At 70.4% G+C, this 14,324-nt stretch carries 13 protein-coding genes; all 13 read right to left on the bottom strand.

Annotated elements, in window-relative coordinates:
- Positions 1–13: 13 nt before the first annotated feature.
- The 13 genes from ACIHCX_RS02775 to ACIHCX_RS02715 all read right to left on the bottom strand — a co-directional run bounded on the left by ACIHCX_RS02775 (position 14) and on the right by ACIHCX_RS02715 (position 14,128).
- Positions 14–1,201 (bottom strand): DivIVA domain-containing protein, encoded by a 1,188-nt coding sequence (locus tag ACIHCX_RS02775; RefSeq protein WP_400025908.1) that lies wholly within the window; start codon positions 1,199–1,201, stop codon positions 14–16.
- A 52-nt stretch (positions 1,202–1,253) separates the two neighbouring features.
- A complete protein-coding gene (locus ACIHCX_RS02770; RefSeq protein WP_141361753.1) occupies positions 1,254–1,544 on the bottom strand; it encodes a YggT family protein in 291 nt (96 codons plus the stop codon).
- 51 nt (positions 1,545–1,595) lie between these two features.
- On the bottom strand, positions 1,596–2,237 hold the full coding sequence (locus tag ACIHCX_RS02765) for a cell division protein SepF (protein ID WP_400025907.1): 642 nt from the start codon (positions 2,235–2,237) through the stop codon (positions 1,596–1,598).
- Between the two features lie 127 nt (positions 2,238–2,364).
- Positions 2,365–3,084, bottom strand: a complete 720-nt coding sequence (locus ACIHCX_RS02760) for a YggS family pyridoxal phosphate-dependent enzyme (RefSeq protein WP_400025905.1) — start codon at positions 3,082–3,084, stop codon at positions 2,365–2,367.
- Between the two features lie 6 nt (positions 3,085–3,090).
- Complete coding sequence (gene pgeF, locus ACIHCX_RS02755) at positions 3,091–3,819, bottom strand: peptidoglycan editing factor PgeF (protein WP_400025904.1); 729 nt, start codon at positions 3,817–3,819, stop codon at positions 3,091–3,093.
- Positions 3,816–5,027 carry a cell division protein FtsZ gene (gene ftsZ / locus ACIHCX_RS02750; RefSeq protein WP_400025902.1) on the bottom strand — a complete coding sequence of 404 codons (1,212 nt, stop codon included), beginning with the start codon at positions 5,025–5,027 and terminating at the stop codon, positions 3,816–3,818. Before ftsZ ends, pgeF begins: the two co-directional genes overlap by 4 nt.
- Before the next feature lie 278 nt (positions 5,028–5,305).
- On the bottom strand, positions 5,306–6,103 hold the full coding sequence (locus ACIHCX_RS02745; protein ID WP_400025901.1) for a cell division protein FtsQ/DivIB: 798 nt from the start codon (positions 6,101–6,103) through the stop codon (positions 5,306–5,308).
- Positions 6,104–6,131: 28 nt separating this feature from the next.
- Positions 6,132–7,220: an undecaprenyldiphospho-muramoylpentapeptide beta-N-acetylglucosaminyltransferase gene (murG, locus tag ACIHCX_RS02740; RefSeq protein WP_400025899.1), complete on the bottom strand. Its 1,089-nt coding sequence runs from the start codon at positions 7,218–7,220 to the stop codon at positions 6,132–6,134.
- 6 nt (positions 7,221–7,226) lie between these two features.
- Positions 7,227–8,612 carry a putative lipid II flippase FtsW gene (gene ftsW, locus ACIHCX_RS02735; protein WP_400025897.1) on the bottom strand — a complete coding sequence of 462 codons (1,386 nt, stop codon included), beginning with the start codon at positions 8,610–8,612 and terminating at the stop codon, positions 7,227–7,229.
- Between the two features lie 96 nt (positions 8,613–8,708).
- Positions 8,709–10,136, bottom strand: a complete 1,428-nt coding sequence (murD, locus tag ACIHCX_RS02730) for a UDP-N-acetylmuramoyl-L-alanine--D-glutamate ligase (RefSeq protein ID WP_400025895.1) — start codon at positions 10,134–10,136, stop codon at positions 8,709–8,711.
- The gene (mraY, locus tag ACIHCX_RS02725; RefSeq protein ID WP_390827628.1) at positions 10,118–11,188 is read right to left on the bottom strand and encodes a phospho-N-acetylmuramoyl-pentapeptide-transferase; all 1,071 of its coding nucleotides are present in this window, start codon (positions 11,186–11,188) and stop codon (positions 10,118–10,120) included. The genes murD and mraY overlap by 19 nt, the downstream gene beginning before the upstream one ends.
- A complete protein-coding gene (gene murF / locus ACIHCX_RS02720) occupies positions 11,188–12,603 on the bottom strand; it encodes a UDP-N-acetylmuramoyl-tripeptide--D-alanyl-D-alanine ligase (protein ID WP_400025894.1) in 1,416 nt (471 codons plus the stop codon). The genes mraY and murF overlap by 1 nt, the downstream gene beginning before the upstream one ends.
- Before the next feature lie 4 nt (positions 12,604–12,607).
- Positions 12,608–14,128 (bottom strand): UDP-N-acetylmuramoyl-L-alanyl-D-glutamate--2,6-diaminopimelate ligase, encoded by a 1,521-nt coding sequence (locus ACIHCX_RS02715; protein ID WP_400025892.1) that lies wholly within the window; start codon positions 14,126–14,128, stop codon positions 12,608–12,610.
- Positions 14,129–14,324: the final 196 nt, after the last annotated feature.

The following is a 14,324-nucleotide window of genomic DNA, read 5'->3' as shown; positions in this document are numbered from 1 at the left end:
CTTCAGGGTTCCCTCAGTTGTCGTCCTCGTCGATCAGGAAGCCGCGCATCGGCGAGGGCGCCTGACCCATCGGGGCCGGACCCTGCGGACGCACCGGGGCCATCGGCTGGGTCATCGCCGGGGCCATCTGCTGCTGACCACCGTAGGACGGACCGGCCGGGCCGGGCGCACCGCCCATCGGCTGGCCGCCGCCGTACGACGGGGCGCTCGCGCCGGCCGGGGCCATGGAGGGCGCCGGGGACGGCGGGAGGGACGGGGCCGCAGGAGTGCGCGGCGGGGCGAGGGAGTCGTCCGCCTGGGTCTCCAGCTGGCGCAGCTGCGACTCCAGGTACGACTTCAGGCGCGTGCGGTACTCGCGCTCGAAGCCGCGCAGGTCCTCGACCTTGCGCTCCAGCGTGGCGCGGGCGGACTCCAGGGAGCCCATCGCGACGCGGTGCTTCTCCTGCGCGTCCCGCTCCAGGGCGTCGGCCTTGGCACGGGCGTCACGCTCCAGACCCTCGGCACGCGAACGCGCCTCGCCGACGATCTTGTTGGCCTCGGACCGCGCCTCGGCGATCGCCTGGTCGGCGGTCTGCTGGGCCAACGACAGGACGCGCGCGGCGCTGTCGCCACCGGGACCCTGACCCATCGGGCCGGGGCCGCCCATGGGACCGGGGCCGCCCATCGGACCGGGACCCATCTGACCCTGCATCGGACCCTGACCCTGCATCGGACCCTGGCCCATCGGACCCTGACCCTGCATCGGACCCTGGCCCATCGGACCCTGACCCATGGGGCCCTGGCCCATCTGGCCGGGGCCGGGGCCGGGACCCTGGGGACCCTGACCGCCCGGGCCGGCAGGCAGCTGCGGGGCACCGCTGGGCAGCTGGGGCGGGCCACCCATGGGGCCGCCCATCTGCTGCTGCGGCGGGCCCGATATCCCGGCGGGCACCGGAGCGCCCGGTCCTCGCATGCCCTGCTGCTGAGGATGAGGTGGTTGCTGCTGGTCCTCCGGAGGCTTGCGCATGTTCTGCTGGTTCTGGGCAGCAGCACGCGTGGCCGCGGCCAGCTTGGCGCGCAGGTCCTCGTTCTCGCGGAGTAGTCGGGTCAGCTCGGCTTCGACCTCGTCGAGGAAGGCATCGACCTCGTCCTCGTCATAGCCTTCTCGGAGGCGGACGGTCGTGAACTGCTTGTTCCGCACGTCCTCGGGGGTCAACGGCATCTCTTCACCTCAACGTAGTCATCGGCAGTCGGCAAGACCGTATCGTCCACAGTCACCTCGCGAGGTTCCCCACCACGGAGATCAGGATGTAGACGATGATCATCAGTACGAAGAAGGACAGGTCGAGCGCCACGCCCCCGAGACGCAGCGGCGGGATGAACCGCCGCAGAAGCTTCAGCGGTGGATCGGTGACAGTGTAGGTGGCCTCCAGAACGACCACCATCGCCTTGCCGGGTTGCCACGAGCGGGCGAACTGGAACACATAGTCCATGACCAACCGAAAGATCAGCACGATGAGGAACACCATCAGCGCGATGTAGAGAACCTCCATGGCCACACGCATGATCGGTGCTTCCCTCTCCCCTGTTCCGTGCCAGTTCTTCGGTGGTGCGTCTCAGCTCTGGTTGAAGAACCCGCCCTCTGCGATGCGGGCCTTGTCCTCCGCCGTGACATCGACGTTAGCAGGCGACAACAGGAACACCTTCTGCGTCACCCGCTCGATACTGCCGTGAAGACCAAACACCAAACCGGCGGCAAAGTCGACAAGTCGCTTCGCATCTGTGTCATCCATCTCCGTCAGATTCATGATCACCGGGGTGCCCTCACGGAAGTGTTCCCCGATGGTACGGGCCTCGTTGTAGGTCCGGGGGTGAAGGGTGGTGATCCGGTACGGCTCTCGTTCCGACACGACCTTGGGCATGATCACCGGTGCGTTCTTCTCCAGGCTTGCACGGTCTTGTGTGATGGACGCCACGGGCGCGATGCGCGCCGGCCGCCCGGATTCCGCCGGGAGCGAAGCGGAATGCGACACCGGTTCGCGGGGCGCCGGAGGCTGCACCACTCGCACCGCTTCATCCCTTTGGGGCTGATGCGTTCCATGCGACTGGTGCGGCGGATCGTGCCGTCGACGGTCCCGCTCGGGTTCCGGGTCCAGCTCGGGTTCGAAGTCGTCATCGGGGTCGAATCCCCGGCCGTCGTACCCATCGTCCTCCACGAGGCCGAGGTAGACCGCCATCTTGCGCATCGCGCCGGCCATGCTCTGAGTCCTCCGCTCTGTGGTGGATCCGCTGACGACCGCCAAGTGCCTGCGATCCACGAGGTCGTTGCGCCCCGTTGGGCGATATTGACCATATTTTCTGCTGTGGTCCGACTTCTTGGCGACGTTACCCGAGCCTGGGGCGGACTCCGAGTACCGCGCTGCCGACGCGCACATGTGTCGCTCCGGCGGCCACGGCCTGTTCGAGGTCCCCACTCATCCCTGCCGAAACCATGGTGGCAGCCGGATGGGCCGCGCGCAGGCCGGTCGACAAATCCATGAGGCGCTCGAACGCGGCCTGTTGCCGACCGGCGTACTCCCCGGTCAGCGGGGCGACGGTCATCAGCCCGTCGAGCCGAAGTCCCTCGGAGCGGGCGACGAGGTCGGCCAACTCTTCGATTCCGCCGGGCCCCACGCCTCCCCGTTCGCCGCGTCCGTTCTCCCCCGCGTCCAGCGCCACCTGGATGAGGCAGCCGATCTCGCGCTCGGCCTGCACGGCCTCCCTGGAGAGCGCGGTGACGAGCCGGGAACGGTCGACCGACTGGACGACATCGGCGTATCCGACCACGGATCGCACTTTATTGGTTTGAAGTTGACCAACAAAATGCCATGTCAGAGGCAGGTCCGCACACTCGGCGGCCTTGGGCGCCGCCTCCTGGTCCCGGTTCTCGGCGGTGTGCCGCACACCGAGTTCCGACAGCGTCCGCACATCCGCGGCCGGGTACGTCTTGGTGACCACGATGAGGGTCACCTCCTCCCGCGCCCGGCCCGCGGCCGCGCACGCGGCGGCGATGCGCCGCTCCACCTTCGCCAGGTTTCCGGCGAGTTCGTTCCTACGGTCCGTCATGCCCCATCAGTCCAGCCAGACATAGCCCGCGAGCCGACCCGTGGTGCGGTCGCGGCGGTACGAGAAGTGATCATCCGACTCCCGTGTGCACACCGGGGACTGCTCCCGGTCGTGCACCCCGAGACGTTCGAGTTGCGCGTGCACGCCGGCGCTCACATCGACGGCCGGTGTGCCCCAACTCGTCTCGGAGTGCGCCGCCGGCTCCACGGCGGCCACCTCGGCGCGCAGGTCCTCCGGCACCTCGTAGCACCGGCCGCACACGGCGGGTCCGGTGCGGGCGGTGATGCGGTCGGGCCGGGCGCCGAGCGACTCCATCGCCTCGACCGCGGCCGGGACGACCCCCTTGACCATGCCGGGCCGCCCGGCGTGGACCGCGGCGACCACTTCGGCCACCGGGTCGGCGAGCAGTACCGGAACGCAGTCGGCGGTGAGCACGGCCAGGGCGAGTCCGCGGGTCGCGGTCACCAGACCGTCGACCGCCGGGATGCGCCGCGTGGCCCACGGCCCGTCGACCTCGGCGATGTCGTTGCCGTGCACCTGGTTCATCCAGACCACCCGCTCCGGATCGAGTCCGAGCGACGCGGCGGCCCGTTCACGGTTGGCGCGTACCGCGCCGGGGTCGTCGCCGACCGCGCCGCCGAGATTGAGCTCCTCGAACGGAACGGCGCTCACCCCGCCCCACCGGTCGGTGAAGGCGAAGTGCGCGCCGCTCGCGGTGTCGTGCAGACCTATCACTTGAGGAAGTCCGGGACGTCCAGTTCCTCGGCCGCGCTGTCGGAGTAGCTGCGCGGCGACGGGGTGACGGGCGGGGCGACGGGCGGCAGGTCCTGCACCGGCTCGGGTGCGACGGGCTCCTGCTCCTCCTTCGGCGTCACGCTGCCGAGCGAGCCGAAGGTCGGGCGGCTCTCCGACTGCCGCACCGGGGCCGGCTCCTCGCGGCGGGCCGCGGGCGGGGTGGAGGCCGAGCCGAGGACGTTGTCCCGGCGGGCCGGCGGCTGGCCGCCGTCGAAGCCGGCCGCGATCACGGTGACCCTGACCTCGTCGCCGAGGGCGTCGTCGATGACCGCGCCGAAGATGATGTTGGCCTCGGGGTGCGCGGCCTCACTGACCAGCTGGGCGGCCTCGTTGATCTCGAACAGACCGAGGTCGGAGCCGCCGGAGATGGACAGGAGCACGCCCCGGGCGCCGTCGATGGAGGCCTCGAGGAGCGGGGAGGAGATCGCCATCTCGGCCGCGGCCACCGCGCGGTCGTCACCGCGGGCCGAGCCGATGCCCATGAGCGCCGAGCCGGCCTCGGACATGACCGACTTGACGTCGGCGAAGTCCAGGTTGATCAGGCCGGGGGTGGTGATCAGGTCGGTGATGCCCTGCACACCGGACAGCAGCACCTGGTCCGCGGACTTGAACGCGTCGAGCACGCTGACCTGGCGGTCCGAGATGGACAGCAGCCGGTCGTTGGGGATGACGATAAGGGTGTCGACCTCTTCGCGGAGCTCGGCGATGCCGTCCTCGGCCTGGTTCGCGCGGCGCCGCCCCTCGAAGGTGAACGGGCGCGTGACCACACCGATGGTGAGGGCACCCAGCGAGCGCGCGATATTGGCCACGACAGGCGCGCCGCCGGTACCGGTGCCGCCGCCCTCACCGGCCGTCACGAAGACCATGTCGGCCCCCTTGAGGACCTCCTCGATCTCCTCACGGTGATCCTCGGCGGCCTTGCGGCCGACGGCCGGGTTGGCCCCGGCGCCGAGCCCGCGTGTGAGTTCGCGGCCGACATCGAGCTTGACGTCGGCGTCGCTCATCAACAGCGCCTGCGCGTCGGTGTTGATGGCGATGAACTCGACGCCCTTGAGACCGACCTCGATCATCCGGTTGATGGCATTGACACCACCGCCGCCGACACCGATGACTTTGATGACTGCGAGGTAGTTCTGCGGTGCTGCCACGTCGAAGGCCTCTCGCCTCGAGTTACGTGTCGCCGCCTCGCGGTCCTGCCGCGACCCGACGACTGATGCCGAATGGGACGGTCCGAACGCCGACCCGAACCCTAACCCTGAAGTTTAGGGTTACCAGTGTGTCTGTTCCTTGAAGTCTTCGGAACAGGACACTAAGTCGACAAGTGGCGCCCGTTCAACGAACACGCCGAACCTCCCGTTTTTCTTTTCACCCTATGTGATCAGCCGTAGCCGCACTCAACCAGGGTGTTGGCCTGCGCTGATGTGCGTCAACTCCCCGATGACGCAGGAGCGGTGGGAACCCGGACGTCGAAGTGCCGCGCGCCGGGCGCCGCTTTCATCAGCGCGGTCAGGGTGCGGGCCTTCAGTCGGCCGTCCTCGCTGCTGCCCCAGGCGACGGTGCGGCCCCTGCTCAACTCCAGTGAGATGTCGTCGTAGGTACGGACCTTGACGGTCCGGGTCTCCCGGGCGACCGCGGCGGGAATCCGGCCCGCGACCGCAACCGCCTCACGCACGAGCCGGGCCTCTCCGAAGCGCCGCAGACTCGCGGCGGCCGCACTGGAGCGGGAAAGCGACAATTCCAGCAGGGGCACGCCTTTCGGCGCCTGGGAAACCGTGGCGAACCGGACACCCTTCGCGTCCACTTCGACGAACTTTCCGCCCTTTTCCTCCACCATGACCGGAGTGCGCTCGACCACTTTCAACCCGATTCCGTGCGGCCATGAGCGCACCACGTCAACCGAGTCAATTCGGGGCAATTCATGACGCAGCCGAGCCTCGACCGCATCGGTGTCGACGGAAATCAGCTGCGTTCCGAGCCGCACTCCGGCGGCCGCGCGCACCTGATCGGGCGTCAGGACGTCGGTACCGGAGACGGATACGTGCTCCACGCGCGCCCACTGCGAGCCGTACAGGACCCACAGGGAACCGGCGCCGAGACACAGCAGAGCCAGCGAAAGGATGACGATCGTACGAGGGCGCAGCCGTCTCAGCCGGTGGACCAGTGGCGGGCCGGACGACGACTCCTGCTGGCGTTCACCGCGTTCCACGGTCGTCGGTCCGGCCACGCTCTCAAGCCCTTTCGTGCCTACGGTCCTAACGGTGCGAGGCGATGGCCTCGTACACCATGCCGACGAGCAGCTCGTCGGCGTCCCGGCGACCGAACTCCCCGGCGGCGCGGGACATCTGGTACAGCCGGTGCGGATCGGCGAGCACGGGCAGGACGTTCTGCTGCACCCACTCGGGAGTGAGTTCCGCGTCGTCGACCAGCAGGCCGCCGCCGGCCTTGACCACCGGCTGGGCGTTCAGCCGCTGTTCGCCGTTGCCGATGGGCAGCGGAACGTAGGCGGCCGGGAGCCCGACGGCGGAGAGTTCGGCGACGGTCATCGCGCCGGCGCGGCAGAGCATCATGTCGGCCGCGGCGTACGCGAGGTCCATCCGGTCAAGGTAACTTACCGGGATATAGGGCGGCATTCCCGGCATCTGCTGAACCTGGGGCAGTTCGTTCTTCGGACCGACTACGTGCAGGATCTGGATGCCCGCCTGCTGGAGCCAGGGCGCGACCTGCTGGACCACCTCGTTGAGCCGGCGGGCGCCCTGGGAGCCGCCGGAGACCAGCAGCGTGGGCAGGTTCGGGTCGAGCCCGAACGCCGCACGGGCCTCGGGGCGCACGGCCGCCCGGTCCAGGGTGGCGATGGCGCGGCGCAGCGGAATGCCGATGTACCGGGCACCGCGCAGCTTGCTGTCGGGCGTGGAGACGGCGACCTGTGCGGCGTACCGCGAACCGATCTTGTTGGCCAGGCCCGGGCGGGCGTTGGCCTCGTGGATGACGATGGGCACACCGAGCCGCTTGGCGGCCAGGTAGCCGGGCAGGGCGACGTAGCCGCCGAACCCGACCACGGCGTCCGCCTTGGTGCGCTCCATGACCTGCTCGGCCGCCTTGATCGTGCCGCGCAGCCGGCCCGGGACGGTGATCAGCTCGGGGGTGGGCTTGCGTGGCAGCGGCACCGCCGGGATGAGCGCGAGCTCGTAGCCCCGCTCGGGCACGAGCCGGGTCTCCAGGCCGCGCTCCGTGCCCAGGGCCGTGATCCCCACGGTCGGGTCCTGCCTGCGCAGGGCGTCCGCGAGGGCGAGCGCGGGCTCGATGTGGCCCGCGGTACCTCCGCCGGCGAGTACGACATGCACCGAAATTCACCGCTCTCCGGACGGACGCGCCGCCGAGGCACGCCGTCGCATCGTGTTCCATCTCCGAGGCTCGCGACCGGATCCGCGGTCGGATCCCCGGCCCGGCGCCAAGCCTCCTGCCCGCTTTCTACCAAAGCGAGGTTGCCGCATGGCAAGCGCAGCCCGCGCAGCGGGCTCGTCCCGCGCGAACGCGATCAGCAGCCCGATGGCGAACATGGTCGGCAGCAGGGCGGATCCTCCGTAGGAGAACAGCGGGAGCGGGACGCCGGCGATCGGCAGCAGGCCGAGCACCGCACCGATGTTGATCACCGCCTGCACGGTGATCCAGGTGGTCACGCCTCCCGCGGCGTATCTCACGAAGGGGTCCTCCGTGCGTCCGGCCACGCGGATGCCCGCATAGCCTAGAGCGGCGAACAGGGCGAGCACCGACAGCGTCCCCGCCAGGCCCAGCTCCTCACCGGTGACGGCGAAGATGAAGTCGGTGTGGGCTTCGGGGAGTTGGCCCCATTTCTCCACGCTGGCACCCAGTCCGGAACCGAATACCCCGCCGGAGGCCAGGGCGTAGATGCCGTGCACCGCCTGCCAGCACTTGTTCGCGTCGCTGGAGCCGACGCAGGCGAACCGGCCGAGGCGGTTGGGGCTCATCTGGATGAACAGGAAGCCGATCACGCAGGCGAACGACAGCACCCCCACGAAGAGCCGGGTGGGCGCGCCCGCCAGCCACAACAGGCCGAACAGGATCGCGGTGAGGATGATCGCGGTGCCCATGTCGCCGCCGAGCATGATCAGCCCGAGCAGCATGAAGGCGACCGGGACGAGCGGCACCAGCATGTGCTTCCACTGGGACAGCAAACGCTTGTCCTGTTTGCGCGCGACCAGGTCGGCGCCCCACAGCACCAGCGCCAGCTTGCCGATCTCGCTGGGCTGGATCTGGAAGGAGCCGCCCAGGGAGATCCAGTTCTGGTTGCCGTTGACCGCCACCCCTATCCCCGGCACCTGCACCAGCGCCATCAGGGCCACCGCGCCCGCCAGGATCGGGTAGGCCAGCGCCCGGTGCAGCCTGACCGGCATCCGGGCGGCGAGCAGCAGCAGCCCGGTGCCGATCACGGCCGCGAGCAGCTGTTTGCGGAAGAAGAACGAGCCCGGCAGCGCCTTCTGCAACGCGGTGATCTGGGAGGCCGAGTAGACCATCACCAGACCCAGCACGGTGAGCAGCAGGCTGCCGCCGAGGATCAGGTAGTAGGCGGTCAGCGGCCGGTCCCAGGCCCGGCGCGCGCGCACGAGCAGGCCCGCCACGGAGACCTGGCCGGGGGCCGGGTCGGCCGTCGGGCGCTTGACGGTCCGCTGGACGGGCGGCCGGCCGGTACGGCTGCTGCCGGGGCTACCGGGCATCGGGTCCTCCGCTGTACGTCGGCCGCGCAGGTCCGGATCGGCTCACGGGTCCCACGCCTCCCTCCCGAGGTCGCCCGGCAGCGGGGGCGGCCGGGATCAGGCGCCGAGTCCGGATGCGGCCTCCGCGAACGCCTCGCCGCGCCTGTTGTAGTTGGCGAACATGTCCATGGAGGCACAGGCCGGGGCCAGCAGGACCGTGTCGCCGGGCCGTGCGAGCCGCCGCGCCTCCTGGACGGCCTGGAGCATCGCCCCAGTGTCGGTCCGGTCGAGGTCGACGACGGGTACTTCCGGGGCGTGTCGCGCGAGGGCGTCACGGATGAGCGCGCGATCGGCTCCGATGAGGACGGCGCCGCGCAGCCGCTTCGCCGCGCTCGCGACGAGCTCGTCGAAGGTGGCGCCCTTGGCCAGACCGCCCGCGATCCACACGATCGACTCGTACGCCGCCAACGAGGCCTGCGCCGCGTGGGTGTTGGTGGCCTTGGAGTCGTCGACGTAGGCGACACCGTCCACGTCGGCCACGTGCGCGATGCGGTGGGCGTCCGGGGTGAAGGCCCGCAGGCCGTCCCGGACGGCCTGCGCCGGAACGCCGAAGGCGCGCGCCAGGGCCGCCGCGGCGAGGGCGTTGGCGATGTTGTGCGGGGCGGGAGGGGTGACGTCGGAGACCTCGGCCAGCTCCTGGGCGTTCTCCTGCCGGTTCTCGACGAAGGCGCGGTCGACCAGGATGCCGTCCACGACGCCGAGTTGGGAGGGGCCGGGCGTGCCGAGCGTGAACCCGACGGCGCGGCAGCCCTCCTCGACGTCCGCCTCGCGCACCAGGTCCTCGGTGGCCTTGTCGGCGGCGTTGTAGACGCAGGCGACGCGATTGCCCTCGTAGATACGGCCCTTGTCGGCGGCGTAGGCCTCCATGGAGCCGTGCCAGTCGAGGTGGTCGGGGGCGAGGTTGAGGACGGCGGCGGAGTGGGCGCGCAGCGAGGGCGCCCAGTGCAGCTGGTAGCTCGACAGCTCCACCGCGAGGACGTCGTAGCGCTCCTCGCCGAGGACGGCATCGAGAAGGGAGACGCCGATGTTGCCGACGGCCGCGGTGCGCAGGCCCGCCGCCTCGAGGATGGCGGCGAGCATCTGCACGGTGGTGGTCTTGCCGTTGGTGCCGGTCACGGCGAGCCACGGGGCTGCTTTTCCACCGTCCCGGCCGCGCAGCCGCCAGGCGAGTTCGACGTCGCCCCAGACGGGTACGCCGGCCTGTCCGGCGGCGCGGAAGAGCGGCTTGTCCGGCCGCCAGCCGGGCGCGGTGACGATCAGCTCGGTGCCCTTGGGCAGGGTGTCCCCGTCACCGAGGCGCACGGTGACACCGAGCGCCTCCAGCTCGGCCGCCTGGGTCCGGGCGCGCTCGTCGTCGCCGTCGTTGACGACGGTGACGTGCGCGCCGAGACCGTGCAGGACCCTGGCCGCCGGGACTCCGGAGACGCCGAGTCCCGCGACGGTGACGTTCTTACCCTGCCAGTCGGTCACTTGTCCGCTGCCCATCCCGCGTAGAAGAGGCCCAGTCCGACAATCACACAAATGCCCTGAATGATCCAGAAACGGACCACGACAAGCACTTCGGACCAGCCTTTGAGTTCGAAGTGGTGCTGGAGCGGCGCCATCCGGAAGACCCGCTTCCCGGTGAGCCGGAAGGAGCCGACCTGGATGACCACCGACATGGTGATGAGCACGAACAGGCCGCCGAGCAGCGCGAGCAGCAGCTCGGTGCGGGAGCAGATCGCCAGGCCCGCGAGCACACCGCCGAGCGCGAGCGAACCGGTGTCGCCCATGAAGATCTTGGCCGGCGAGGTGTTCCACCACAGGAAGCCGAGGCAGGCGCCCATCAGCGCGGAGGCCACGACCGCGAGGTCGAGCGGGTCGCGCACCTCGTAGCAGGCGTTGGGGTTGGTCAGCGTCATCGCGTTGGCGCAGGACTCCTGGAACTGCCACACGCCGATGAAGGTGTAGGCGCCGAAGACGAGCACGGAGGCGCCGGTGGCCAGACCGTCCAGACCGTCGGTGAGGTTCACGCCGTTCGACATCGCGAGGATCATGAACAGCGCCCAGATCACGAACAGCACGGGGCCGATCGTCCAGCCGAAGTCGGTGATGAACGACAGCTTCGTGGAGGCGGGGGTGTTGCCGCGGTTGTCGGAGAACTGCAGCGCGAGCACCGCGAAGGCGATGCCGACGATCAGCTGGCCGGCCATCTTCGCCTTGGCCCGCAGACCCAGCGAACGGCGCTTGACGATCTTGATGTAGTCGTCGAGGAAGCCGACCAGGCCCATGCCGACCATCAGGCCGAGCACCAGCAGACCCGAGTAGGTCGGGGTGTAACCGGTGATCACCTTGGACAGGAAGTACGCGGCGACCGTGGCCAGGATGAAGGCGATGCCACCCATGGTCGGCGTACCGCGCTTGCTGGCGTGCTCGCGCGGGCCGTCGTCGCGGATGTACTGGCCGTAGCCCTTGCGGGCCAGCAGCTTGATCAGCAACGGGGTGCCGACCAGCGTCAGGAAGAGGCCAATGACTCCCGCGAACAGGATCTGCTTCATCATCGGGCTGCGACCTCACCCTCGGCACCGGTCTCGAGCAACGCCTGGGCGACGCTCTCGAGGCCGACCGAACGGGACGCCTTCACGAGGACGACGTCCCCTGGGCGCAACTCGCTGCGCAACAGGTCGATCGCCGCCTGTGCGTCGGACACGTGCACCGACTCCTCACCCCACGAACCCTCGTTATATGCGCCCAGTTGCAGCCAGGACGCTTCCCTGCCCCCGACCGCGACGAGCTTGCTGACGTTGAGCCGAACGGCGAGCCGTCCGACCGCGTCGTGCTCGGCGAGCGCCTCGTCCCCGAGCTCGGCCATCTCACCGAGCACCGCCCAGGTCCGCCGTCCCCCGCCCATGGCCACGAGCGCGCGCAGCGCGGCCCGCATGGACTCGGGGTTGGCGTTGTAGGCGTCGTTGACGACCGTCACGCCGTCCGGGCGCTCGGTGACCTCCATCCGCCAGCGGGAGAGGGAGCCCGCCTCGGAGAGCGCGGTCGCGATCTCAGTTGCGGACATGCCCAGCTCATGGGCGACGGCGGCCGCGGCGAGCGCGTTCGACACGTGATGCTCACCGTACAGGCGCATCGTCACATCGCTTGCACCGGAGGGTGTGTGAAGCCTGAAGGCAGGCTGCCCGCTGTCCGTGAGTCTCACGTTCTCGGCGCGTACGTCCGCTTCGCCGGACTCTCCGAAAAGGAGCACCTTCGCCTTCGTACGGGAGGCCATGGCCCGTACCAGTGGATCGTCCGCGTTGAGGATCGCGGTTCCGCCGTCCTCGGCCGCGGGCAGGCTCTCCACCAGCTCGCCCTTCGCCTGGGCGATCTGCTCACGGCCGCCGAACTCGCCGATGTGGGCGGTGCCGACGTTGAGCACCAGGCCGACCTTCGGCGGGGTCAGTCCGGCCAGGTACCGGATGTGACCGATACCGCGGGCGCCCATCTCCAGCACGAGGAACCTCGTCTCCTCGGTGGCGCTCAGCGCGGTCAGCGGCAGCCCGATCTCGTTGTTGAGGGAGCCGGGCGTGAACACGGTCGGCGCCTTGCGCCCCAGCACCTGGGCGACGAGGTCCTTGGTGCTGGTCTTGCCCGCGGAGCCGGTGAGGGCGACCAGGGTCGCGCCCAGCCGTTCGACGACGTGGCGGGCGAGCGCGCCGAGCGCGGACTGCACGTCCTCGACGACGATCGCGGGCACGCCGACGGGGCGGGACGCCAGCACGGCGGCCGCTCCCGCTTCGACGACGGCCGCGGCGAAGTCGTGGCCGTCCACGCGCTCGCCGACGAAGGCGACGAAGAGGCTGCCGGGCACCACCTCGCGGGAGTCCCGGACCACCGGCCCGGTGACCTTCACGGACGGATCCGGTATGTCGTGCGTCTGCCCGCCGACGACTGCTGCGATCTCGGCGAGGGAGAGGGCGATCACAAGTTCATCCCTGGGTCTTCTGGATAGCTTCGCGAAGCACCTGGCGGTCGTCGAAGGGACGGACCACTCCGGCGATGTCCTGGCCCTGCTCATGGCCCTTGCCCGCGACCAGCACGGCGTCCCCGGGCTGCGCGCGGTCGACCACGGCGGCGATCGCCGCGGCCCGGTCCTCGAAGAGGAGGACCTCGCCGCGCTCGTGCGCGGGCACCGAGGCCGCGCCCTCGAGCATGGTGGCGAGGATCGCCAGCGGATCCTCGGAGCGGGGGTTGTCTGAGGTCAGCACGGCGATGTCGGCGAGCCGGGCCGCGGCGGCGCCCATGGGCGCGCGTTTGGACCGGTCGCGGTCCCCGCCGCAGCCGAGCACGATGTGCAGCCGTCCCTTGGTGACCTTGCGCAGCGCCTTGAGGACCGACTCCACGGCGTCCGTCTTGTGCGCGTAGTCGACGACCGCGAGGTACGGCTGGCCGACGTCGACGCGCTCCAGCCGGCCCGGTACGCCCGGAACGGCGGCGATGCCGTCGGCGGCGGACTGCGCGTCGAGGCCCGCGGCGGCCAGGGCGACCACGGCGGCCAGGGTGTTGGCCACGTTGAACGGGCCCGGAAGCGGCGATCTGGCGGCGATCCGCCGGCCCTCGGGGCCGACCACGGTGAAGGTGGAGTCGACCGGCCCGACCTGGACGTCCTCGGCGCGCCAGTCGGCGTCGGGGTGGCCCTCGGCGGAGAAGGTGACGACCGGGACCGTGGCCTCCTTGGCGAGGCGGCGCCCGTACTCGTCGTCGTAGTTGATCACGCCGAGCCGGCTGCGGGCGGGCGTGAAGAGCCGCGCCTTGGCCTGGAAGTAGTCCTCCATGCCGGAGTGGAATTCCATGTGCTCCGGGCTGAGGTTGGTGAAGACACCGATGTCGAAGACGCAGCCGTCGACGCGGCCGAGCACCAGGGCGTGGCTGGAGACCTCCATGGCGACCGCCTCGACCCCGCGCTCGCGCATGACCGCGAACAGGGCCTGGAGGTCGGTGGCCTCGGGGGTGGTGCGCTCGGACCTGATGCGCTCCTCGCCGATGCGCATCTCGACGGTGCCGATCAGTCCGGTGGACTTCGCGGTCTTCAGGCCGCCCTCGACCAGGTAGGCGGTGGTGGTCTTGCCGGAGGTGCCGGTGATCCCGATCTGGAGCAGGTCCCGGCCGGGGCGGCCGTAGATCGCGGCCGCCAGCTCGCCCATCCGCCCGCGCGGGTCCTGAACGGCCAGGACCGGCAGGCCGGTGGCGGCGGCACGCTCGGCGCCGGCCGGGTCGGTCAGCACGGCGGCCGCGCCCAGGCTCGCCGCCTGGGTGACGAAGTCGGCACCGTGCGTGCGGGCGCCGGGCAGGGCCGCGTACAGGTCGCCGGGGCGCACGGCGCGCGAGTCGTGGGTGATGCCCGTGACCTCGGCGGCGCCGTCCGGAGCGGAGATCCCCAGCTGATCGGCGAGCTCCGCGAGAGGTGTGGCGGAGGCCTGAACCGGTCGCGGCGGTCCCGGATATGTCACGGAAGCGCCCTTCTGGGTGGTTTGGGACTGATCAGCGTGTGGCACGGCGGTGAGCGTACCGGGCGTACCCGCTGCGGGGCTAAAAAGGGGACCGCGCGCTGCGCCGTCCGGCGTGGACGTGGGCCGGGGCGACGGGCGGTTCCCGGGGCCGGGAGTGATCGTTGTCACGGGCTGGTTCCTGGTCGTTCTGGTCCGG

This window comes from Streptomyces sp. NPDC052043, assembly GCF_044548235.1.
Taxonomy (GTDB): Bacteria; Actinomycetota; Actinomycetes; order Streptomycetales; family Streptomycetaceae; genus Streptomyces.
The sequence above is the reverse complement of the archived record's forward strand: the minus strand, read 5'-3'. Positions and strand labels throughout refer to the sequence as shown.

Bases quoted from the DNA above. Each gene is read 5' to 3' on its own strand.
- ACIHCX_RS02765 (WP_400025907.1), bottom strand. From the start codon at position 2,237: ATGGCCGGCGCGATGCGCAAGATGGCGGTCTACCTCGGCCTCGTGGAG.
- ACIHCX_RS02775 (WP_400025908.1), bottom strand. From the start codon at position 1,201: ATGCCGTTGACCCCCGAGGACGTGCGGAACAAGCAGTTCACGACCGTC.
- ftsW (WP_400025897.1), bottom strand. From the start codon at position 8,612: ATGCCCGGTAGCCCCGGCAGCAGCCGTACCGGCCGGCCGCCCGTCCAG.
- murD (WP_400025895.1), bottom strand. From the start codon at position 10,136: ATGGGCAGCGGACAAGTGACCGACTGGCAGGGTAAGAACGTCACCGTC.
- ACIHCX_RS02770 (WP_141361753.1), bottom strand. From the start codon at position 1,544: ATGCGTGTGGCCATGGAGGTTCTCTACATCGCGCTGATGGTGTTCCTC.
- ACIHCX_RS02760 (WP_400025905.1), bottom strand. From the start codon at position 3,084: ATGACGGACCGTAGGAACGAACTCGCCGGAAACCTGGCGAAGGTGGAG.
- mraY (WP_390827628.1), bottom strand. From the start codon at position 11,188: ATGAAGCAGATCCTGTTCGCGGGAGTCATTGGCCTCTTCCTGACGCTG.